29 protein-coding genes are annotated in these 20,971 nt (G+C 65.2%); 9 read left to right on the top strand and 20 right to left on the bottom strand.

From position 1 onward, the window contains the following. Positions 1–43 precede the first annotated feature (43 nt). The 5 genes from ACU0DV_RS15770 to ACU0DV_RS15750 form a co-directional block, all read right to left on the bottom strand. Positions 44–754, bottom strand: a complete 711-nt coding sequence (locus ACU0DV_RS15770) for an ATP12 family chaperone protein (protein ID WP_370313266.1) — start codon at positions 752–754, stop codon at positions 44–46. Next, the gene (locus ACU0DV_RS15765) at positions 751–1,428 is read right to left on the bottom strand and encodes an HAD-IA family hydrolase (protein WP_446241101.1); all 678 of its coding nucleotides are present in this window, start codon (positions 1,426–1,428) and stop codon (positions 751–753) included. The genes ACU0DV_RS15770 and ACU0DV_RS15765 overlap by 4 nt, the downstream gene beginning before the upstream one ends. After that, positions 1,425–2,468, bottom strand: a complete 1,044-nt coding sequence (locus tag ACU0DV_RS15760; protein WP_100928263.1) for an RluA family pseudouridine synthase — start codon at positions 2,466–2,468, stop codon at positions 1,425–1,427. The genes ACU0DV_RS15765 and ACU0DV_RS15760 overlap by 4 nt, the downstream gene beginning before the upstream one ends. Then, a complete protein-coding gene (gene crcB, locus ACU0DV_RS15755) occupies positions 2,465–2,839 on the bottom strand; it encodes a fluoride efflux transporter CrcB (protein WP_100930877.1) in 375 nt (124 codons plus the stop codon). Before crcB ends, ACU0DV_RS15760 begins: the two co-directional genes overlap by 4 nt. 90 nt (positions 2,840–2,929) lie before the next feature. Beyond that, positions 2,930–4,207, bottom strand: a complete 1,278-nt coding sequence (locus ACU0DV_RS15750; RefSeq protein WP_100930878.1) for a DEAD/DEAH box helicase — start codon at positions 4,205–4,207, stop codon at positions 2,930–2,932. 599 nt (positions 4,208–4,806) lie between these two features. Here ACU0DV_RS15750 and rplO point away from each other — a divergent pair. From rplO to ACU0DV_RS15735, 3 genes are all read left to right on the top strand, one after another. Further along, positions 4,807–5,268 (top strand): 50S ribosomal protein L15, encoded by a 462-nt coding sequence (rplO, locus tag ACU0DV_RS15745; protein ID WP_005854878.1) that lies wholly within the window; start codon positions 4,807–4,809, stop codon positions 5,266–5,268. A 135-nt stretch (positions 5,269–5,403) separates the two neighbouring features. Next, positions 5,404–6,771 (top strand): preprotein translocase subunit SecY, encoded by a 1,368-nt coding sequence (gene secY, locus ACU0DV_RS15740; RefSeq protein ID WP_100928264.1) that lies wholly within the window; start codon positions 5,404–5,406, stop codon positions 6,769–6,771. Then, positions 6,768–7,412: an adenylate kinase gene (locus ACU0DV_RS15735; RefSeq protein WP_100928265.1), complete on the top strand. Its 645-nt coding sequence runs from the start codon at positions 6,768–6,770 to the stop codon at positions 7,410–7,412. The genes secY and ACU0DV_RS15735 overlap by 4 nt, the downstream gene beginning before the upstream one ends. Here ACU0DV_RS15735 and ACU0DV_RS15730 read toward each other — a convergent pair. Then, positions 7,387–7,860, bottom strand: a complete 474-nt coding sequence (locus ACU0DV_RS15730) for a BLUF domain-containing protein (RefSeq protein ID WP_446241102.1) — start codon at positions 7,858–7,860, stop codon at positions 7,387–7,389. The genes ACU0DV_RS15735 and ACU0DV_RS15730 overlap by 26 nt on opposite strands. A 321-nt stretch (positions 7,861–8,181) precedes the next feature. On the opposite strand from ACU0DV_RS15730, the gene rpsM reads away from it, so the two are divergent. The 4 genes from rpsM to rplQ all read left to right on the top strand — a co-directional run bounded on the left by rpsM (position 8,182) and on the right by rplQ (position 10,666). Next, positions 8,182–8,550 carry a 30S ribosomal protein S13 gene (gene rpsM, locus ACU0DV_RS15725; RefSeq protein ID WP_005854870.1) on the top strand — a complete coding sequence of 123 codons (369 nt, stop codon included), beginning with the start codon at positions 8,182–8,184 and terminating at the stop codon, positions 8,548–8,550. Positions 8,551–8,565: 15 nt separating this feature from the next. Next, positions 8,566–8,961, top strand: coding sequence for a 30S ribosomal protein S11 (gene rpsK / locus ACU0DV_RS15720; RefSeq protein WP_100928267.1), 396 nt, complete (start codon positions 8,566–8,568; stop codon positions 8,959–8,961). 117 nt (positions 8,962–9,078) lie between these two features. Further along, the gene (locus ACU0DV_RS15715; protein ID WP_100928268.1) at positions 9,079–10,095 is read left to right on the top strand and encodes a DNA-directed RNA polymerase subunit alpha; all 1,017 of its coding nucleotides are present in this window, start codon (positions 9,079–9,081) and stop codon (positions 10,093–10,095) included. Between the two features lie 154 nt (positions 10,096–10,249). Continuing rightward, entirely contained in the window at positions 10,250–10,666 is a 417-nt protein-coding gene (gene rplQ, locus ACU0DV_RS15710; protein ID WP_100928269.1) for a 50S ribosomal protein L17, read from the top strand. A gap of 109 nt (positions 10,667–10,775) precedes the next feature. Here the strand turns inward: rplQ and ACU0DV_RS15705 are convergent, their stop codons facing one another. The 3 genes from ACU0DV_RS15705 to ACU0DV_RS15695 are packed head-to-tail and all read right to left on the bottom strand — an operon-like array spanning position 10,776 to position 11,945. Further along, positions 10,776–11,198, bottom strand: coding sequence for a DUF4174 domain-containing protein (locus tag ACU0DV_RS15705; protein WP_446241103.1), 423 nt, complete (start codon positions 11,196–11,198; stop codon positions 10,776–10,778). A 49-nt stretch (positions 11,199–11,247) separates the two neighbouring features. After that, on the bottom strand, positions 11,248–11,703 hold the full coding sequence (locus ACU0DV_RS15700) for a host attachment family protein (RefSeq protein ID WP_100928270.1): 456 nt from the start codon (positions 11,701–11,703) through the stop codon (positions 11,248–11,250). Between the two features lie 2 nt (positions 11,704–11,705). Beyond that, positions 11,706–11,945 carry a hypothetical protein gene (locus ACU0DV_RS15695; RefSeq protein ID WP_100928271.1) on the bottom strand — a complete coding sequence of 80 codons (240 nt, stop codon included), beginning with the start codon at positions 11,943–11,945 and terminating at the stop codon, positions 11,706–11,708. Between the two features lie 124 nt (positions 11,946–12,069). On the opposite strand from ACU0DV_RS15695, the gene ACU0DV_RS15690 reads away from it, so the two are divergent. Next, positions 12,070–13,455 (top strand): trypsin-like peptidase domain-containing protein, encoded by a 1,386-nt coding sequence (locus ACU0DV_RS15690; RefSeq protein WP_446241104.1) that lies wholly within the window; start codon positions 12,070–12,072, stop codon positions 13,453–13,455. A gap of 2 nt (positions 13,456–13,457) precedes the next feature. After that, positions 13,458–14,768 carry a replication-associated recombination protein A gene (locus tag ACU0DV_RS15685; protein ID WP_446241105.1) on the top strand — a complete coding sequence of 437 codons (1,311 nt, stop codon included), beginning with the start codon at positions 13,458–13,460 and terminating at the stop codon, positions 14,766–14,768. Between the two features lie 111 nt (positions 14,769–14,879). Here the strand turns inward: ACU0DV_RS15685 and ACU0DV_RS15680 are convergent, their stop codons facing one another. The 11 genes from ACU0DV_RS15680 to rplX form a co-directional block, all read right to left on the bottom strand. Continuing rightward, positions 14,880–16,085 carry a cytochrome P450 gene (locus tag ACU0DV_RS15680; RefSeq protein ID WP_446241106.1) on the bottom strand — a complete coding sequence of 402 codons (1,206 nt, stop codon included), beginning with the start codon at positions 16,083–16,085 and terminating at the stop codon, positions 14,880–14,882. Between the two features lie 82 nt (positions 16,086–16,167). After that, entirely contained in the window at positions 16,168–16,959 is a 792-nt protein-coding gene (locus tag ACU0DV_RS15675; protein WP_446241107.1) for an MBL fold metallo-hydrolase, read from the bottom strand. Between the two features lie 155 nt (positions 16,960–17,114). Next, entirely contained in the window at positions 17,115–17,240 is a 126-nt protein-coding gene (locus tag ACU0DV_RS15670) for a hypothetical protein (protein WP_256388405.1), read from the bottom strand. A 239-nt stretch (positions 17,241–17,479) separates the two neighbouring features. After that, entirely contained in the window at positions 17,480–17,668 is a 189-nt protein-coding gene (gene rpmD / locus ACU0DV_RS15665; RefSeq protein ID WP_100928276.1) for a 50S ribosomal protein L30, read from the bottom strand. Positions 17,669–17,671: 3 nt separating this feature from the next. Then, on the bottom strand, positions 17,672–18,250 hold the full coding sequence (gene rpsE / locus ACU0DV_RS15660; RefSeq protein ID WP_100928277.1) for a 30S ribosomal protein S5: 579 nt from the start codon (positions 18,248–18,250) through the stop codon (positions 17,672–17,674). 212 nt (positions 18,251–18,462) lie between these two features. Further along, complete coding sequence (gene rplR, locus ACU0DV_RS15655) at positions 18,463–18,822, bottom strand: 50S ribosomal protein L18 (protein WP_100928278.1); 360 nt, start codon at positions 18,820–18,822, stop codon at positions 18,463–18,465. 11 nt (positions 18,823–18,833) lie between these two features. After that, positions 18,834–19,367, bottom strand: coding sequence for a 50S ribosomal protein L6 (gene rplF, locus ACU0DV_RS15650; RefSeq protein ID WP_100928279.1), 534 nt, complete (start codon positions 19,365–19,367; stop codon positions 18,834–18,836). 12 nt (positions 19,368–19,379) lie between these two features. Further along, positions 19,380–19,772 (bottom strand): 30S ribosomal protein S8, encoded by a 393-nt coding sequence (gene rpsH, locus ACU0DV_RS15645; protein WP_100928280.1) that lies wholly within the window; start codon positions 19,770–19,772, stop codon positions 19,380–19,382. 13 nt (positions 19,773–19,785) lie between these two features. Beyond that, entirely contained in the window at positions 19,786–20,091 is a 306-nt protein-coding gene (gene rpsN, locus ACU0DV_RS15640) for a 30S ribosomal protein S14 (protein WP_005854839.1), read from the bottom strand. A gap of 11 nt (positions 20,092–20,102) precedes the next feature. Further along, positions 20,103–20,684 carry a 50S ribosomal protein L5 gene (gene rplE, locus ACU0DV_RS15635; RefSeq protein WP_100928281.1) on the bottom strand — a complete coding sequence of 194 codons (582 nt, stop codon included), beginning with the start codon at positions 20,682–20,684 and terminating at the stop codon, positions 20,103–20,105. Next, positions 20,677–20,971 (bottom strand): 50S ribosomal protein L24 (rplX, locus tag ACU0DV_RS15630; protein WP_446273556.1); only part of this gene is annotated, 295 nt, incomplete at its 5' end. The genes rplE and rplX, both read right to left, overlap by 8 nt.

The following is a 20,971-nucleotide window of genomic DNA, read 5'->3' as shown; positions in this document are numbered from 1 at the left end:
CCCGTGCTGTCATCCACGATCCGCCAAAGGCCCGCCCGGGCCTTCAAACGGTTGATAGCACGTAGAAACGCGCGGCGTGCAGAAATTCGTTCCGCTTCAGGGCCACAATTTCTGCCGCTTCCTCGTCGACGCCCCACTGCTCTTCCTGCCAGGTCTCGTCGATCCGTGACAGCCGCCACGCCTCTTCCGCGTCGCGATGTCCGCGGATCACCGCGAGGGCCAGCACCAGCGAGCCCGACATGGATACGAGATCGTGGAACGCAGCAAGCTGGAAGGCATCCAGAGCGTGCACCTCCCGCGACAGGCGCGCCAACGATTCCGGCGACTGCGGCTGGTGCATGACACCGGCGCGCGGTTCCAGCCGTGCGCCGTATGTCTCCGCCGCCCAGTCGAGCAGCGGGTCCCAGCCGTCGTTCTGGCGCTTCACCAGTGCGGCAGGCTTGTCGGCGCGGTAGCACAGAAGATCGCTGTCGCCGTAAGAGGCCAGCATCTCCGCCACATCCGCGCGCTGTGTGGCCACCTTGTCGAGGGCCGAGTTGGACATGCGCGTGAAGGGCATGGTTAGCGGGTTCACGCGCTCGTCCTGCGCGCGCCATTCGGCGGCCACCGCCTCGGCCAGCCCTTCGGTCGGGACGATCAGCGGCGTCTTGGCCGGGGTCTTCACCCCGCGCCCGTCCAGCTTGACGGCAAACCCCGGGCCGGACGGCTCGACCGTCGCGTCCTTCCAGAAGCGTTTCATTGCCCATTCGCTCATGCAGAGACCTCCAGGATGTCGAAGATCGCGGCCTGCAGGCCCGCCGTGTCGGACACCACCCGCGCTGCGTTGATCAGCGCCGTCGCCGGGTGATAGCCCCATGTCACGCCAATGCCGGGTATGCCCGCAGCGTCCGCCATGTCCATGTCGTAACTCGTGTCGCCGATCATCACCGCCTGAGGCGCATCCACGCCCACGTCATCGAGCGCCGCATATAGCATCGCCGGATGCGGCTTCGAGGGATGGTCGTCAGCAACCTGCGTGGTGACAAACCGGCCCGCAAGGCCATGCGCGTTCAGAAGCGCCGTCAGCCCCTTGCGGGATTTGCCTGTCGCCACGCCCAACAAGACGTTGTCGATGGCGCCCAGCCGGTCGAGAAGCTCCGGGATGCCCGGATAGAGCGGCGAGGCCATCGCCCCACCCTCCTTCACGATCGCCGCGTAGGACCGCTTGTAGGCCTCCACCAGGTGCGTCCTGCGGACGACGCCCAGTTGCGGCGCAAGCCGTTCCATCGCGACCGGCAGCGACAGGCCGACGATGCCCAGCACATCCTCGCGCGCCGGTTGCGGCAGGTCCTGACTGTCGAAGGCCCGGGTCATCGCGGCGAGGATATCGCCCTGGCTGTCCACCAGCGTCCCGTCGACGTCGAAGATGACAAGCTTCAGATCGGTCAATGCAGCGCCTCGAACGGATCGTCGTCGGCAAAGTCCTCTTCCCAGCCCAGCGTGTCCCAGCTTTGCTTCATATGCTCGGGCAGCGGGGCGGTCACGGTGAAGGGCTTCTTCGTCACCGGGTGCAGCAGCGTCAGCGACCGCGCGTGCAGGTGCAGCTTCTTCGAGATGATCCCGCCAAGCTGGGCGCCCCAGCCGTCGCCGAGGTTCTCCTGACCGGAGCCGCCGTACTTGCCGTCGCCGATGATCGGGTGACCGATCTCGGCCATGTGCGCGCGAAGCTGGTGGGTGCGGCCGGTGATCGGCTCCATCGCCACCCAGGACGCGCGACCCGCGACGCGGTAAAGCGTGGCGTATAGCGTATGCGCCCGCTTGGCGCCCTCGGTCGTGGCGATGTCCTTCGGATGCACGCAGCGCATCTTCTCGGCCTCGCCGCCCTTGCCGTGGCCGGGTGCCTTCACCAGGCCGTACTTGATCTCGCCAAGGTAAGGGGTCGGCACACCGGCGACCAGCGCCCAGTAGATCTTGCGCGCCTCGCGGTGGCGGATCGCCTCCGTCAGCGACTTGGCCACGGCACGGGTGCGCGCCAGCAGCAGCACGCCCGAGGTGTCCTTGTCCAGCCGGTGCACGAGCCGGGGCTTTTCGTCCATGCCGAAGGTCAGCGCCTCCGACAGGCCGTCGACGTGCCGGGTCTGGCCCGAGCCGCCCTGCGTCGCCAGCCCCGGGGGCTTGTTCAGCGCGATGATGTGGTCGTCCTTCCACAAGACGCAGTCGCGGATCATCTCCGCGTCCTTCTCGTTGAAGGAGGGTTTCGGCGCGCTTTCCACTTGCCCCGGTTCGGGCAGCGGAGGGATGCGCACCTGCATGCCCGTCTCGATCCGCGAGGACGCCTTGCAGCGCCCGCCGTCGATCCGCAGTTCGCCCTTGCGGCACATCTTCTCGATGCGGGCCTGGGCGACGTGGGGGAACAGCCGCTTCAGCCAGCGGTCCAGCCGCTGGTCGCCGTCGCCCGGCCCCACTGTGATGGTCTGTACCCGGCTCATGTCGTCACGCTCCGTGCCAGCAGCAGCCCCGCGAAGAGCGCCGCGATGGAGACGACCACCGACGCGCCCACGTAAAGCGCCGCGATGCCAAGTTGCCCGCGTTCGTAAAGCGTCACCGCGTCCAGCGAGAAGGCCGAGAAGGTGGTGAACCCGCCCAGCACGCCGGTCATCAGGAACGGCGCAAGGCGGTTGCCGCCCAGATGCGCCAGCACCACGACAAGGACGCCCATGGCGAAGCTGCCGACGATGTTCACCGTCAGCGTCCCCCATGGGAATCCCTTGCCCATCAGGCGCGCCATGCCAAGGCCGGTCATGTACCGGGCCGAGGCGCCAAGCGCGCCGCCAAGGGCTACTTGCAGAAGTGGTGTCATGGCGGTGTCGTCACGAATGTGGGGGTGGTTGTCAAGCACGCGAAGGCCGCCCCGCGGGATGCGGGACGGCCTTCGCTCGTCAATTCAGGCTCAGGCTGCCTTGGCGCGGCGCTGGCGGCGCGGACGGCCCTTGGCTGCGGCGGGCTTGGCATGGGCCGGCTTGTGACCGCCGCCGTGCTTCGCGCCGTGACCGCCGCCACCGGGACGACCGCCCCGGCCACGACCGTTGCCGCGGCCCACGGGCTTCACCGGTTCCCAGGCTTCGCCGCCCGCGACCTCGATCTCGCGGCCCATCAGCTTCACGATGGCCTTGAACTCGCCCATCTCCTCGGCCGAGCAGTAGGCGACCGCCGTCCCGTCCCGGCCCGCGCGCGCGGTGCGCCCGATCCGGTGGACGTAGTTGTCGGCGACGTTGGGCAGATCGTAGTTGTAGACGTAGCGCACCGACGGGATGTCGATCCCGCGGGCCGCCACGTCTGTCGCGACCAGCACCGTCAGCTCTCCGTCACGGAAGGCCTTCAGCGCGCGGTCCCGCTGACCCTGGCTCTTGTTGCCGTGGATCGAACCGGCGGCAAAGCCCTTGTCCTCGAGGTGGCGCTTCAGCTTCTCCGCACCGTGCTTGGTGCGGGCGAAGACCAGCGCGGCCTCGGTGCGGTGACCGTCGAGGTGGTTGACCAGCAGCGACGTCTTGGACTTCTGCTCGACGAAGTGCACCGACTGGTCGATGCGTTCGACCGGCTGGCCCGGAGGTGTGACTTCGATCCGGATGGGATCGGTCAGGTAGGCGGCGGCGATCTCGGCCATCTGCTTCGGCATGGTGGCCGAGAACAGCATGGTCTGACGCTCTTTCGGCAGGACCTTGGCGATCTGCCGCAGCGCGTGGATGAAGCCGAGGTCCAGCATCTGGTCGGCCTCGTCCAGCACGAGGAAGCGGGTCGCGTCCAGCCGTACGGCCTTCTGCTCCATCAGGTCGATCAGGCGGCCCGGGGTGGCGACCAGCAGGTCGGTGCCCTTGGCAAGACGGTTGATCTGCCCGTTGATGGAATTGCCGCCGGTGACCAGGCCGATCTTGACCGGGGTATTGGCGGAGTAGGCGCGCAGGTTGTCCACGATCTGCTTGGCCAGTTCGCGGGTCGGCGCAAGGATCAGCCCGTGCACCTGTTTCGGGCCGGGGCGCGACTGGTCGCGCATGATGGTGGTGACGATCGGCAGGCCGAAGGCGGCCGTCTTGCCGGTGCCCGTCTGCGCAAGGCCCATCACGTCGCGGCCGTTCAGCGCGTGCGGGATGGCCTGGGTCTGGATCGGGGTCGGATCGGTGATGTTCAGGTCGGCGAGGTTCGCCAGGAGGCGGGGCGGCAGCCCCAGCATGTCAAAATCCAAAAGGTGTTCCTTCGAAGCGCCAGCAGGCGCGAATAGCGTGGCACCCGCCGGAAGGGCAGGACCGCAAGGGGACCGCGAACGCGGGCACCGGACCGTATGTCGGGCGCCTGTCGCGGGTCTGGACCCAAGCGTGATGTGGGAGCCATGTCAGGGAGTGTGGTCGGCAGGTTGGATGTGCCGAAACAGCCGTGCGGGCCATATTGCCCGTCTGCCCCGCTCACGCGGCGGGTGCGGCTGAGGGGCATATGATCGCTGCGGTGCGGAAAGTCAATCGCTACCGAGCATCATGGTCCGTTTATCGTCATGGCGTCCGGCGCAGCCCGGCAGGATCGGCGCCCATTGGCTTCACATTTGCGAGGTATGACAAGGCATGTCGTACCCGATACCGGACACATATCGAACCGTCGCACGCTCCGGTTCCTGCCGAGGGAAAGGGCCGGCCGCACTCCTCCCTTGCACGGCAGCCCCTCAGCGACTATACGCCCCCGGTGGCCCGACTCGACTTGCGCGGCCACACTTCACAATCAAGAAAAGCCGTGGTTGGCCCGTATCGCTTCGAGGGCCACATCCGGCAATGGAGAAGCGACATGAAACTCAATGAACTGCGCGACAATCCCGGCGCAACCAAGACCAAGAAACGCATCGGCCGCGGCCCGGGTTCGGGCAAGGGCAAGATGGGTGGCCGTGGTATCAAGGGTCAGAAATCCCGTTCGGGCGTGGCGATCAACGGCTACGAAGGCGGCCAGATGCCGCTCTACCAGCGTCTGCCCAAGCGTGGCTTCACCAAGCCGAACCGCCTGAGCTTTGCCGTCGTGAACCTGGGTCTCATCCAGAAGTTCGTCGACGCAGGCAAGCTGGACGCCGCCAACATCAACGAGGACACGCTGGTGTCCTCGGGCCTCGTCCGCCGCAAGCTGGACGGCATCCGCGTCCTCGCCAAGGGCGACGTGACCACCGCCCTGACCATCGACGTGACCGGCGCCTCCAAGTCGGCTGTCGAAGCGGTCGAAAAGGCCGGTGGCGCGCTCAAGGTCGCGGCTGCGGAGTAACCTCCGCCCGCGCCCTGCGGCGCAAAACCGGGTTGTGAGCGGCGTCAGCGCCGCTTACATAGCCCCCAGTTTTCCCAAAGCGCCGCCAGACGGAAAACCCGTCTTGGCGGCGTTTGCCTGAAAAGAGAGATCCGCATGGTATCCGCAGCAGAGCAGATGGCCGCCAACACCAGCTGGGCCGCGCTGGGTAAGGCAACCGACCTGCGCAACCGCATCTTCTTTACCCTCGGCCTTCTGATCGTCTACCGCCTCGGCACCTTCATCCCGGTTCCCGGGATCGACGGCGCCGCGCTGCGTGACTTCGTGGAGCAGGCCTCGACCGGCGTTGCGGGCATCGTGTCGATGTTCACCGGCGGTGCGCTCGGCCGGATGGGTATCTTCGCGCTGGGGATCATGCCCTACATCTCCGCCTCCATCATGGTGCAGCTTCTGACGGCCATGGTGCCGGCGCTCGAGCAGCTCAAGAAAGAGGGCGAGCAGGGCCGCAAGAAGATCAACCAGTACACCCGCTACGCCACCGTCGCGCTGGCCACCATGCAGGCCTACGGCCTTGCCGTCAGCCTCGAAGGCGGCGACCTCGTGACCGATCCGGGCTGGTACTTCCGTGCCTCCTGCGTGATCACGCTTGTCGGCGGCACCATGTTCCTGATGTGGCTGGGTGAGCAGATCACCGCGCGCGGCGTCGGCAACGGCATCTCGCTGATCATCTTCGTCGGCATCGTCGCCGAACTGCCCGCAGCCCTGGCGCAGTTCTTCGCTTCCGGCCGGTCGGGCGCCATCAGCCCTGCGGTGATCGTCGGCGTGATCCTGGCCGTCGCGGCGCTGATCGCCTTCGTCGTCTTCATGGAGAGGGCGCTGAGGAAGATCACGATCCAGTACCCGCGCCGCCAGGTCGGCATGAAGATGACCGAGGCGCAGTCCTCCCACCTGCCGGTGAAGGTCAACCCGGCGGGCGTCATCCCGGCGATCTTCGCCTCGTCGCTGCTTCTGCTGCCGGTGACGATCTCCACCTTCTCCGGCTCGGATTCGGCTGGCCCGGTGATGTCGACGATCCTTGCCTACTTCGGTCCCGGCCAGCCGCTCTACCTGCTGTTCTTCGGGGCGATGATCGTCTTCTTCGCGTACTTCTACACGTTCAACGTCTCCTTCAAGCCGGACGACGTGGCGGACAACCTCAAGAACCAGAACGGCTTTGTCCCCGGCATCCGTCCGGGCAAAAAGACGGCGGAGTACCTCGAATACGTGGTGAACCGCGTGCTGGTGGTGGGCTCCCTGTACCTGGCCGGTGTCGCGCTGATGCCGGAAATCCTGCGCACGCAGCTTGCCATTCCGTTCTATTTCGGTGGTACTTCCGTACTGATCGTGGTTTCCGTGACCATGGACACCATCCAGCAGGTGCAAAGCCACCTCCTGGCGCATCAATACGAAGGTCTTATCCAGAAATCCCAGTTGCGTGGTAAGGGTAAGGCGCGCAAGAAACGTGGAGGACCTGCGCGGCGATGAATATCATTCTTTTGGGGCCGCCGGGGGCGGGCAAGGGCACACAGGCTCGGTTTCTCGTGGAAGAACGCGGCATGGTGCAGCTCTCGACCGGCGACATGCTGCGCGAGGCGAAGGACAGCGGAACGGAAATGGGCAAGAAGGTTGCCGACGTGATGGCACGCGGCGAGCTTGTCACCGACGACATCGTGATCGGCCTGATCCGCGAGAAGCTGACCACCGAGAAGGCGTCGGGCTTCATCTTCGACGGCTTCCCGCGCACCCTGAAGCAGGCCGATGCGCTGGGCGAGCTGCTGGAAGAAGTGGGCCAGACGCTGGACAAGGTGATCGAACTCCGCGTCGAGGACGAGGCCCTGGTAAAGCGCATCACCGCGCGCTCGACCTGCGGATCCTGCGGCGAGGTCTACAACGACATCACCAAGCCGATCCCCGAGGATGGCAAGTGCTCGAAGTGCGGCGGGACGGAGTTCAAGCGCCGCGCCGACGACAACGAGGAATCGCTGCGCACGCGCCTGATGGCCTACTACAAGCAGACGTCCCCGCTGATCGGCTATTACTACCATGCAGGCGTGCACAGCCGCGTGGACGGCCTGGGCGAGATCGACGAGATCAAGTCGGCTATTGGCGGGAAGCTCGACGGCTGAACGTCATCCCTGAAACGAATTGACCGAGAGAGGCCGCGAGAGCGGCCTTTTTCCTGCGCCGTCCCACGGCCAGCAGTTCGACATGGGCCCGCAGGCTTGAATCCGAGATGGCAGAGGACTTCAGGCTCTCGATGAACGCCGCCGCACGCATTTGCAGCACGTCGTCGTAGCCCATGGCAAAGCGCTCGAAGCTGCGGGTGTCGGCCTGCATCGTGCGGATCACGTCGAAATCGGTATGGCGCGGGTCGCGGCGCAGGGACTCCGTCACCTGCCCGACCGCCTCGGGCGGCCCTTCGAGGAGCTGGATGTAGTGGGTGCGCGTCCGGAAGAGGAACCCCGTCAGGCCAAGTTCCGCATTGCGTTTCCGCGCCACCCTGAGGATATCCCTGTCGGTCCCGCGGCCCATCGGATGAACCGCGCGACTGACGTAAACGACCTGTGTGATCATCCACTCCCCCGAGCACACCAATTTCGTTGACCGGACCACAATGTCATGATCCGGGTGCACGGACAACGGTTTATGTACTGGCTTATACGCCCGTTCAGGGCTATATCCCGATTTGCCCGAAACGAGGACTTGACAGGGGTTGACGTTGTGGCGTCCGCCCCTTAGGTAGCCCCATCCCGCATGGGAAGCCGCCCGAATCGAAGGCCTTCGTGCCGGGCAGATCACCTGAGAAATGACGGACAGCCCGTGCGCCGACCGCACGGGCTCATGTTGTGAAAAAAGGGCCCGGTGCTACGGGCTCGCAACGAAAGGAACAGAGACTTGGCACGTATTGCCGGCGTCAACATCCCGACCGCCAAGCGCGTACCGATCGCGCTCACCTACATCACCGGTATCGGCCACACATCGGCCCGGGCCATCTGCGAAGCCGTGGGCATCGACGCGACCCGTCGCGTGAACGAGCTTTCGGACGCCGAAGTCCTCGCCATCCGTGAGCACATCGACGCCAACTACACCGTCGAGGGCGACCTGCGCCGCGACGTGCAGATGAACATCAAGCGCCTGATGGACCTCGGCTGCTACCGCGGCCTGCGCCATCGTCGCAACCTCCCCGTCCGCGGCCAGCGGACCCACACCAACGCACGCACGCGCAAGGGCCCCGCAAAGCCCATCGCAGGCAAGAAGAAGTAAGGGAGGCACCGACCAATGGCACGCGATACTCGCCGCACCAGCGGCAAGAAAAAGGTCTCCAAGAACATCGCCGCTGGCGTGGCGCATGTGAACTCGACCTTCAACAACACCAAGATCCTGATCTCCGACGTTCAGGGCAACGCCATCTCCTGGTCCTCCGCAGGCACCATGGGCTTCAAGGGTTCGCGCAAGTCGACCCCCTACGCTGCCCAGCTCGCCGCGGAAGACGCAGGCAAGAAGGCACAGGAACACGGTGTGAAGACGCTCGAAGTCGAAGTGCAGGGCCCCGGTTCGGGTCGTGAATCCGCGCTGCGTGCGCTGGCTGCCGTCGGCTTCAACATCACGTCCATCCGCGACGTGACCCCGATCGCGCACAACGGCTGCCGTCCGCCGAAGCGCCGTCGCGTCTGATCCGACCAGAATATTCGACGAGGCGGGGCACAATGCCCTGCCTCGTTCTGTCGTTTCGAAACCTCGGGCGTCGGCATCTATTGGACATGGGACGCCGGCAGGTATGGAGGGAACTGCATGATCCACAAGAATTGGGCAGAATTGATCAAGCCGACCCAGCTTGAGATCAAGCCGGGCGCTGATCCGTCCAAGCAGGCGACCTGCGTCGCCGAGCCGCTGGAGCGGGGCTTTGGTCTGACACTTGGCAACGCACTGCGTCGTGTGCTGCTGTCCTCGCTGCAAGGCGCGGCCATCACCTCCGTGCAGATCGACAACGTCCTGCACGAGTTCTCCTCGGTTGCAGGCGTGCGCGAGGACGTCACCGACATCATCCTGAACCTCAAGCAGGTCGCCCTGAAGATGGAAGTAGAAGGGCCGAAGCGCCTCTCCGTCTCCGCGAAGGGCCCCGGCGTGGTAAAGGCCGGCGACATCTCCGAATCCGCCGGCATCGAGATCCTCAACCGTGACCATGTCATCTGCCACGTCGACGAAGGCGCGGAAGTGTACATGGAATTCACCGTGAACACGGGCAAGGGCTACGTCAGCGCCGACAAGAACAAGCCGGAAGACGCACCCATCGGCCTGATCCCGATCGACGCCATCTATTCGCCGGTCAAGAAGGTCGCCTACGACGTTCAGCCGACCCGCGAAGGCCAGGTTCTGGACTACGACAAGCTGACGCTGAAGGTGGAAACCGACGGTTCCGTCACGCCGGAAGACGCGATTGCCTACGCGGCGCGCATCCTGCAGGACCAGCTGTCGATCTTCGTCAACTTCGAAGAGCCCGAGTCGGCCACCCGCCAGGACGACGACGACGGTCTGGAGTTCAACCCGCTGCTGCTGAAGAAGGTCGACGAGCTGGAGCTCTCGGTCCGTTCGGCAAACTGCCTGAAGAACGACAACATCGTCTACATCGGCGACCTGATCCAGAAAACCGAAGCCGAGATGCTCCGCACCCCGAACTTCGGCCGCAAGTCGCTGAACGAGATCAAGGAAGTGCTGTCCGGTATGGGTCTGCACCTCGGCATGGACGTCGAGGACTGGCCGCCGGACAACATCGAGGATCTGGCCAAGAAGCTGGAAGACTCGTTCTGAGAATAGCGGTGGGTCCGTCTTATGACCGGACCCACCCTTTGACGAGGCGGCAACGCCTCGTTCCGGGCCTCACGGCCCCAAGGAGAGCCGGTGACACGCATCGCCGGACTGACAAAGCAAAACCGCCCGTAGAGGGCACGTTAGGAGTAAGAAAATGCGTCACGCAAAAGGCTACCGCCGCCTGAACCGCACCCACGAGCACCGCAAGGCACTCTGGGCGAACATGGCCGGCTCGCTCATCGAGCATGAGCAGATCAAGACCACCCTGCCGAAGGCAAAAGAACTGAAGCGGATCATGGACAAGCTGATCACGCTCGGCAAGCGCGGCGACCTGCACGCCCGCCGTCAGGCCGCATCCCAACTCAAGGAAGACAAGGACGTCGCCAAGCTGTTCGACATCCTCGGCCCGCGCTACGCAGAGCGCAGCGGTGGTTACACCCGCGTCCTGAAGGCCGGCTTCCGTTACGGTGACATGGCCCCGATGGCCATCATCGAGCTGGTGGACCGCGATCCCGAGGCAAAAGGCGCCGCCGACAAGGCCCGCCTCGAGGCGCTCGAAGCAGAAGAATAATTACGGACGGCGCACGACGCCGATCCGTGGGTCACAGACTCGGGACAGTGAAAGCCCCCGCCGCGCAAGCGACGGGGGCTGTTTCTTTGTCGTGAGCGGTATGGCCGGTTCAGTCCACCATCTCGCGCTGCCGCATGGGCATGGCATCAATCGTGGCAAAGAGGTCATCGACCGACAGCGGCGTTTCCTGACGCAGCTTTACGCCGCCGTCCTTGCCGACCAGCAGCACTTCGAACCCGTCGACCGCCAGGGCGGCCCGCAGGCGCCCCTTCTCGTCCGGTGCGGTATCCGTCAGCACCACGATGTCCCGCTCTGCCAGACCGGCCTCTGCGGCCCGCAGCAGCGCAATTTGCTCTGTGTACTGCGCGTCGTCGCTGTCGGGGGCAAAGACCAGAACCGGACGCACAGACCATCGGTAGGCCTCCAGATCCTCACGGTCCGGCGACAGGCGCAGGAACAAAGCGTTGTCCGCCGCGGCGGCGCTGCCAGCAAGGCCAAGCGCCACCGCAAGTTTCTTCACGATGGCCGTCATGTCAGCTCTCCTTCCGAAGGTGTGCCTGCGACGTCCATCTGGCCCGGCATCACGCCGCGTCCAGCTCCCGCTTCACCAGCTTCTCGATCTCGCGGACAGGGTGGTTGGTCAGCGTCTTCGGCACCTCGGCGACGACCTTGTCGGCAACCTCCTTGTGCATCTCCTCACGCAGCACGCCCAGCACCTGCGGCGAGGCGACAATCACAAGATGCTTGAAAGAACCCTTGTGCGCCTCCTCATAAAGCTTCTCGGCGAGGTCGGCCGCGAACCGCTCCTTCGCCAATTCATGCCAGTCGGTGTCGTCCATGGCCGAACGCTGCTGCACGCCGGTGTCGTTCATCCGGCCGGGCCGGTTGGCGGACTGCTCGCGGTCCGAGGGGTTCTCCTGCTCGTCCTCGTCGAAGACATCCAGGTTCGGATTGTCGTGGTCGGTCAGGTTGCGCAGGAACAGCGCCTTTTCACTGTCCGTCACAACGACCCATGTTCCGTTTTTCAGCTTGCTCATGCTCAGGTGCTCCCCTTGTCCGTGCCGTGATGGCCGCCGAGGTTCCCGGAGCCTGCTTCGTCCGATTTCGTGACGCGGGTCGCGCCCGGATCGTCCTTCTCGGCACGCTTCATTTCGTCTCGGGTGCCCACCTTTCGTTCAAGGTTGCCCTGCGCGCGGCCCTGGTCGGACGGCGTGTCGACGTCATCGACATAGGCTTCCGTCTCGCGGCGCCCGTCCTTGGATTTCAAACGCTCCGGCATGGGGTCCTCCTTTTCTTTCCGTTCTCTGCAAGGTCAACGCCCGGGCAGGGAGCGGCGTTCCGCCGGGTTGAAACGTACCCCCGCGGCAGGCATATCAACCGGACACGAAAACCGGAGGTTCCCCGTGCGCGTCCTGCTGCTCTGCCTGACCGCCATTCTCGCCCAGCCCGCCCTCGCCCAGACCGAGGTGCCGCAAAGCCAGGCCCAGATTTCGCTCAGCTTCGCGCCTCTCGTGAAACAGGCAACCCCCGCGGTGGTTAACATCTACGCCAGCCGTGTCGTGCAGCGGAACCGCAGCCCCTTCGCCGACGACCCGATATTCGGCAACCTATTCCGCGACTTCCAGAGCCAGGCCCGCCCCCGGATCCAGAACTCCCTCGGCTCCGGCGTGATCCTGTCGGAGGACGGGATCGTGGTGTCGAATTACCATGTCGTCGGACAGGCCACCGACATCCGCGTGGTGCTGAACAACCGGCAGGAGTACGCGGCCAAAGTGCTCCTGGGCGACGAGGAATCGGACCTCGCCATCCTCCAGCTCGAAGGCGCCACCGACAAGCCCCACCTGCCCCTCCGCGACAGCGACACGGTGGAGGTGGGCGAACTGGTGCTGGCTATCGGCAACCCCTTCGGCGTCGGGCAGACCGTCTCTTCGGGCATCGTCAGCGGGCTGGCACGCTCCGGCACCGCCACCGGCAACGCGCGCGGCTACTTCATCCAGACCGACGCACCGATCAACCCCGGCAACTCCGGCGGCGCGCTGATCGACATCGAGGGGCGCCTGATCGGCATCAACACCTCGATCCTCACCCGGTCGGGCGGGTCGAACGGCATCGGCTTCGCTATCCCCTCCGGCCTCGTGGCGCAATTCGTGAAACAAGCCGCCGCCGGCAACACCCGCTTCGAACGGCCCTGGGCCGGGATGACCGCACAGCCGGTGAACGCGGACCTGTCAGAGACGCTGGGCCTCGGCCTGCCCGGCGGCGTCGTCATCGCCGAACTGCATGCCGCCAGCCCATTTGCAGAGGCAGGTCTGCGCACCGGCGACGTCATCCTCGAGGTGGACGGCATGGCAGTCAACACCCCCGCCGAGGTGCTGTTCCGCATGTCGGTGCGCGGCATCGGGGCGGAGGCGGATGTGCTCTACATCCGTGACGGCGACCAGTCCCACGCCCGCGTCGCCATGATGACCCCGCCGGAGGACCCGCCACGCGACACAATCAGCCTCGGCGAAGACGCGACCCTGCCCGGCCTCTCCATCGCCCGCGTCAATCCTGCCGTACAGGCGGACCTGGGCCTGCCCCTCTCCACCAGCTACGGCGTGGCTGTCCTCGACCCCGGCCCCTACGGCGCGCGGGCCGGGCTGCAGCGCGGCGACCTCGTGCTGCGGGTCAACGGCGCGCCGGTGGCCTCACCCGCCGACGTGGAACGCCTGATGCGCCGCGCCGGGCGGCTGATCCAGATCGAGGCGCTGCGCGGCAACCGCCGCCTCGTCCTGCAGTTCCGGATCTGACCGTGGCCGACCTCTTCGACAACTCACCCACGCCCGCCTACAACGCCCCCCGCCCGCTGGCGGACCGCCTTCGCCCGCAGACGCTGGCCGAGGTCATCGGACAGGAGCAAGTGCTCGGCCCGGAATCTCCGCTGGGGGTGATGCTGGCCGCCGGCAGCCTCGGCTCGATCATCTTCTGGGGGCCGCCCGGCGTCGGCAAGACCACCATCGCGCGGCTTCTGGCCGATGCCACCGACCTGCACTTCGTCCAGATCAGCGCGATCTTCACCGGTGTGCCGGAGCTGCGCAAGGTCTTCGACGCGGCCAAGCTGCGCCGCCAGCAAGGCCGCGGCACGCTGCTTTTCGTCGACGAGATCCACCGCTTCAACAAGGCGCAGCAGGACGGCTTCCTGCCGCACATGGAGGACGGGACGATCCTGCTCGTCGGCGCCACGACCGAGAACCCCTCCTTCGAACTGAACCGCGCGCTGCTCAGTCGGTCGCAGGTTCTGGTGCTCGAACGCCTCTCTGCCGGGGACCTCGAAAAGCTGGCCACCCGCGCCGAAACCATGCTCGACCGCAAGCTGCCGCTCGACGAAGGTGCCCGTCACGCGCTGATCAACATGGCCGACGGCGACGGCCGCGCCCTCCTGAACCTGATCGAACAGGTGATGTCGTGGAAGATTACAGCACCGCTCGGCACCGACGGGCTGAAGACCCGCCTGATGAAGCGGGCGGCGCAATACGACAAGTCCGGCGACGGCCACTACAACCTGATCTCGGCGCTGCACAAGTCGGTGCGCGGCAGCGATCCGGACGCGGCCCTCTATTGGTTTGCACGGATGCTGGACGCGGGCGAAGACCCCCGTTTCCTCGCCCGCCGCATCACCCGCATGGCGGTCGAGGACATCGGCCTCGCCGATCCGCAGGCGCAGGCCGTCTGCCTCGACAGCTGGAACACCTACGAACGCCTCGGCTCGCCGGAGGGCGAGCTGGCGCTGGCACAGGCGCTGATCTACCTCGCCCTGGCGCCCAAGTCGAACGCCGCCTACGTGGCCTACAAGGCCGCGCGCAGGTCGGCGAAGGACACCGGCTCCCTCATGCCGCCCAAGCACATCCTGAATGCGCCCACCCGGCTGATGAAGGAGCAGGGCTACGGCACCGGCTACGCCTACGACCACGACGCCGAGGACGGGTTCTCCGGACAGGATTACTTCCCCGAGGACATGGGCCGCACCCGGTTCTACGACCCCGTGGACCGCGGCTTCGAACGCGACATGCGCAAACGCGTCGACTACTTCGCCCGCCTGCGCAAGCAGCGCGGCACCGACTGACGCCCCACCCCCTTCATCTTGGCGGCAAATACCTCGGGGGGCCCCGAAGGGGCGGGGGCAGCGCCCCCTCCGCACTCTCCGCCCGCACCACGCACAGGGCCCCGCAGGACCTCAGCGCACGCTCACCGGCAGCATTGCCCAGCCCCGGAACCGGGCCAGCGGCACGCGCTTGCGGTCCCCGTTCGGCACAAGCCGTGGAAACCGTGCGACGAAGCGGCCGATGGCGATGCGCCCCTCGACCCGCGCCAGGGTCGCGCCAAGACAGACATGGATTCCTGTGATGAAGGCGATCTGGCGGTTGGGGCGCCGGGTGATGTCCAAAACGTCGGGATGGGCAAAGACCTCCGGATCGCGGTTGGCCCCGGCGATGGATGTGTGGATGTAGGTGCCCTTCGGCAGAACGCCGCCCGAAAGGGCAATGTCCTCTCCCGCCAGCCGGTTGCCGATCTGCAGCGGGCTTTCCACACGCAGGAATTCCTCCACCGCGGTGCCGATCAGTCCGGGGTCGTCCAGAAGCATGCGGTGCTGGTAGGGGAAATCCAGCAGCAGTCCGATGGCGTTGCCGACAAGGCTGGTCGTCGTCTCGTGCCCGGCGTTCAGCAGGAAGATGCAGTTCTGGATCAGTTCGTCGCGTGTCAGCCGCCGTCCGTCGTGTTCGCCAAAGATCAGGCTCTGCAGCACCTCGCCCTGACGCGCAGCGTCCGGGTTGCGGCGCCGGTGGTCGATCAGGTCGCCCAGAATCTCGCCGAACTCCGTGACCGCGCGGTTGCCCTCCTCCAGCTTCTCATCTGAGACCACCGGGTCCAGCGCACCGAGGATGGCGAGGGAATAGCCCCTCAGGCGGGCGCGATGCTCCTCCGGGATACCCAGCATGAACGAGATGATCTCGGTCGGCAGGACCTTGGCGAAATCGTCGATCATGTCGAAGCGGCCCATCTCCTCCACCCGGTCGAGCAGGCGGTCGACGATGCCCTCGATCAGCGGCTCGAACTCCGCCAGCTTGCGCGGGGTGAAGGCGCCGGACACCAGCTTGCGCACCACCGTGTGATAGGGCGGATCGTTGAACACGAGGCTGGAGGTATGATGGGTGTGCAGCGGACAGGCGCCGAACTTCTCGTCGAAGGCTCGGGTCTTGTCCGACGACATCTCACGCGACTGGTAGATCTTCAGAACGTCGTCGTAGCGCGTCAGGTAGACGGACCCGTCGGGGTTGCGGTGCATTGGCGCCTGTTCCCTGAGCGCCGCCAGCATGGGATGGGGATTCTCGATGAAGTCCGGCCCAATGGCGTTCAGGTCAAAGCCGGCGGTGTCGAGCATCTCATGTCCTCCCCACAGCAGAGTGCGGGAAGGACAAATCGCCTGCAAGAGGGTGCGTGATGCGCCCCAGGGTGGCTGTGCCTCAGCCCAGTTCGCCGGGCTTGTACCACTCGCCCATCTTCACTTCGGCCGCGTCACCGACCATTTCGGCGAAGGCCTCCGGGTCCTGCGTGCCGCCGTCGCGACCGCGGTAGTGATAGGGATAGACCACGGCGGGCATGAAGGCCTTGACAGCCTCGGCGGCCTGTTCGGCGGTCTGCGTGAACGGCAGGTTCATGCACATGAAGCACAGGTCGATGTCGGTCAGCGCTTCCATCTCGGGCGTCGGTTCGGTGTCACCGGAGACGTAGATCCGGAAATCGCCCATGGTCAGGACATAGCCGTTGTCGCGGCCCTCCGGGTGGAAGTTCATACGGTCCTCGGTCACGTTGTGTGCCGGGATCGCGTCGATGGTCAATTCGCCGAAGGTCTTCGAATCCCCGTTCGCCATGGCCTCGGCGCTCGGCTTGATGTCCTCGTTCAGCATGTCGAAGACCGCCGGGTTGGTGTAGATCGCAACCGGCTTGTCCGCGGGCTTCACGGCGGAGAGCGTCTCAGCGTTGTAGTGGTCGCCGTGCTCGTGCGTGATGAGGATCAGGTCCGGGGCGGGCAGGCCCTCGTATTCCGAGGCCTCGCCGACCGGATCGACGTAGATCACGCCCACCGGCGTCTCAAGCACGATGGAGGCGTGGTGGACCGGGTGCACGGTCACGGCGCCCATGTCCGTCTCGAACATGTCGCCCATGTGGGCCTCGGCGCGGGCAGCGAAGGGCAGGACCATGATGGTCCCGGTCGCGGCGGCGGAATACAGAAAAGTCCGGCGGTTGATGGTCATCGAAACGCTCCCTGTTCGTTTGGTGACGCAAGGGTAGCGCCCGGCCTGTTCCCGGCAACTTGAACTCTGCGTGAGAAATGTGTCTGCGATGCAAACGAAAATCGCCGCCCCTTGCGGGACGGCGATTTGGCGGGCCTGTTCTGGCGTGCGGGCGATCAGCCGCGCAGGCCACCCTGGGCGCGCAGGTATTCGGTCCAGCTCGGGACCGGCTTGTGGTTCGCCACGCTTTTCAGGCGCTCGACGACAAACCCTTTCGCGATGCTGCGGAAGATGGGGGTCATTTGGTGTCTCCAGTGTGCGACTTGATTGTCTTACTGGCAGATAGACCCGGCGGAGGCCCGTTACAAAGCCCGTTTGGACAATGCTGCAATGCAGAAAACGCATAAGTTTTGTGCAGAAAATTAATTTCAAAATCAGCCGTTTGGGCGATCTTTTCCGCCGGTATCACCTCCCCTGCCCCAATAAAAACACCCGCCGGCGGAACCGGCGGGTGTTTCTGATACAAATCCGGAAGGACGGCTCAGCCGCGCTCTTCGATGATCTCCACGAGGTGCGGGATCTTGCGGATCATGCCGCGGATGGAGGGGGTATCCTCCAGTTCGCGGGTCTTGTGCATCTTGTTCAGGCCCAGGCCGATGAGCGTCTTGCGCTGGATCTCCGGGCGGCGGATCGGGGAGCCGATCTGCTTGACGACGATGGTCTTTGCCATGGGTTACGCCTCCTCAGCGACCTGGCTCGATTCCTGCGGCGCTTCATCGCGCTTGGGCAGGATGTCGGCCACTTTCTTGCCACGACGCTGCGCAACGTTGCGCGGCGACTGCTCCTTCGAGAGGCCCTCGAGGGTGGCGCGGATCATGTTGTACGGGTTCTGCGAGCCGATCGACTTGGCGACAACGTCGTGTACGCCCAGCATTTCGAACACGGCACGCATCGGACCACCGGCGATGATCCCGGTACCCTGCGGTGCGGTGCGCATCACCACGCGGCCAGCACCGTGACGGCCTTCGACGTCGTGGTGCAGCGTGCGGCCTTCCTTCAGCGGCACGCGCATCATCTTGCGCTTTGCCTGCTCGGTGGCCTTGCGGATGGCCTCGGGGACCTCCTTCGCCTTGCCCTTGCCGAAGCCGACGCGGCCCTTCTGGTCGCCCACGACCACGAGCGCGGCAAAGCCGAAGCGCTTGCCCCCCTTGACGGTCTTGGACACACGGTTGATCGCGACGAGGCGATCTGCGAATTCCGGTGTTTCGTCGCGGTCGCGACGGTTGCCCCGGCGGTTATCACGTTCTGCCATCTGGCATTCCTTCCTTGTGGTGCCCAAGAGCACCGGTTTGGCCAATCCAGGTGGTGCGCGGACGCGGACCCCGGATCATCGAGGCGGTGACCCGCCTGCAAAAGAGGGTGCCCCGAAGGCGCACCCTACCTTCTGTCCCATGGCGGACACGTCTTGCGACGCCCTTCCGGCGGGACGGTGAGCAGGGCGGAGAAACTCCGCCCCGCCACGCATCAGATCTTCAGACCACCTTCGCGGGCGGCGTCGGCCAGGGCCTTCACCTTGCCGTGGAACAGGAAGCCGCCACGGTCGAAGTAGGCTTCTTCCACACCGGCTGCCTTGGCACGTTCGGCAATCGCCGCGCCGACCTTTGCAGCCGCCTCGACGTTGTTCTTGCCGACCACGCCCAGCGTCGGCTCGAGCGAGGATGCGGAGGCAAGGGTCTTGCCTGCCACATCGTCGATGAGCTGAGCCGAGATGTTCTTGTTCGAGCGGTACACCGACAGGCGCAGGCGCCCGGCGTTGACCTTGCGAAGTTTGTTCCGGACGCGCAGACGGCGCTTCAGGAACAGTTGACGTTTCGTATTTGCCATCGTTCCCGTCCTTACTTCTTCTTGCCTTCTTTCATGAAGATGTATTCGCCCTTGTAGCGGATACCCTTCCCCTTATACGGCTCCGGCCGGCGCCAGTCGCGGATGTTGGCCGCAACCTGGCCCACCTGCTGCGCGTCGTGACCTTCGATGATGATCTCGGTCGGCTTCGGGCAGGTGATGGTGATGCCATCAGGGATCGCGAACTCCACGTCGTGCGAGTAGCCGAGGTTCAGCCGCAGGGTGTTGCCCTGCAGTGCAGCCCGGTAACCCACACCCTGGATCTCCAGCTCTTTCTTGAAGGTGTTCTGCACGCCGTGCACCAGGTTGGCGACGACGGTGCGGGACATCCCCCACTGCTGGCGCGCGCGCTTGGACGACCCGCGGGGGGTCACCTTCACGGCGCTGTCCTCGACGACGATGGTCACGTCGTCGGTGGCAGTGAAGCTCTGGGTCCCTTTCGGGCCCTTCACTTCGATGGTCTGGCCGGAGACCTTGGCGTCGACGCCCGAAGGCAGCTCGACCGGTTTCTTACCAATACGAGACATGTGAAAGCCTCCTTAGAACACGGTGCAGAGCACTTCGCCGCCGACGTTGGCTGCGCGTGCATTTGCGTCCGACATCACACCCTTGGGGGTGGAGACAATCGACACGCCCAGGCCCTGACGGACCTGCGGAATGTCATTGACACCCATGTAGACGCGACGACCGGGCTTGGAGACCCGCTTCACTTCGCGAATGACGGGGGTGCCGTCGAAGTACTTCAGGCTGATCTCGAACGCGGGGTGGCCGCGCTCGTCCGTGCTCTTTTCATAGCCGCGGATGTAGCCTTCGTCAGCCAGCACGTCCAGAACCCAGCCGCGCAGCTTGGACGCGGGGGTCGAGGTCGTCGACTTGCCGCGGGCCTGTGCGTTGCGGATACGGGTGAGCATATCGCCGATAGGATCGTTCATATCATACCCTCCCTTACCAGCTGGATTTCACGATGCCGGGCAGCTTGCCGTTCGAACCCAGTTCGCGCAGCATGATCCGGGAGATCTTGAGCTTGCGGTAGTAGGCATGCGGACGGCCAGTCAGCTGGCAGCGGTTGTGCAGACGGGAGGGCGCAGAGTTGCGCGGGAGCTTTGCAAGCTCCAGACGCGCCTTGAAACGCTCTTCCATCGGCTTCGATTCGTCGTTGGCGGCTTCCTTGAGCGCGGCCCGCTTGGCGGCATACTTCTCCACCAGGCGCTGGCGCTTCTTCTCGCGCTCGACCATGGATTTCTTGGCCATGTCTTTTCCCCTTACGCCTTGGTGAACGGCATGTTGAATGCGGTCAGCAGTGCCTTGGCCTGCGCGTCCGCGGTATGCTCGCCGAAGTCGATGGCGGTGGTGGTGATGATGATGTCCATCCCCCACACTTCGTCGACCTTGTCGAACTCGATCTCCGGGAACACGATGTGCTCCTTCAGGCCGGTGGCAAAGTTGCCGCGGCCGTCGAAGGACGCCTTCACGCCCCGGAAGTCGCGGATGCGGGGCATCGCGACGGTGATCAGGCGATCGAGGAATTCGTACATGCGCACGTCGCGGAGGGTGACCTTCGCGCCGATGATCATGCCTTCACGCAGACGGAACGGCGCGTGCGACTTCTTCGCCTTGGTGCCGACGGCCTGCTGGCCTGCGATCTTGGTGAGATCCTCGACGGCCGACTTGGCCTTCTTGGAGTCACGGACGGCTTCGGCGCCACACCCGATATTGATCACGATCTTGTCCAGACGCGGGATCTGCATGTCGTTGGTGTAGCCGAACTGCTCCTTGAGCGCCGCCTTGATCGAGTCCTTGTACTGGGCCTTCAGACGCGGGGTGTAGTTTGCAGTATCAAGCATCGATCACGTCCCCCGTGGTCTTGGCGTAACGGACCTTCTTGTCGCCTTCCATGCGGAAGCCAACGCGGGTCGGTTTGCCGTTTGCGTCGACGATGGCCAGGTTCGACAGGTCGATCGGCAGCGCCTTCGGGACGCGGCCACCCTGCGAGGTCTGGCTCTGGCGGGTGTGACGGATGGCCATGTTCAGACCTTCCACGACAGCCTTGCCGGCTTTCGGGTCAACAGACTGGATCTCTCCGGTCTTGCCCTTGTCCTTGCCGGTGAGGACGACGACCTTGTCGCCTTTC

It is taken from the genome of Sagittula sp. (genome assembly GCF_052825245.1).
The sequence above is the reverse complement of the archived record's forward strand: the minus strand, read 5'-3'. Positions and strand labels throughout refer to the sequence as shown.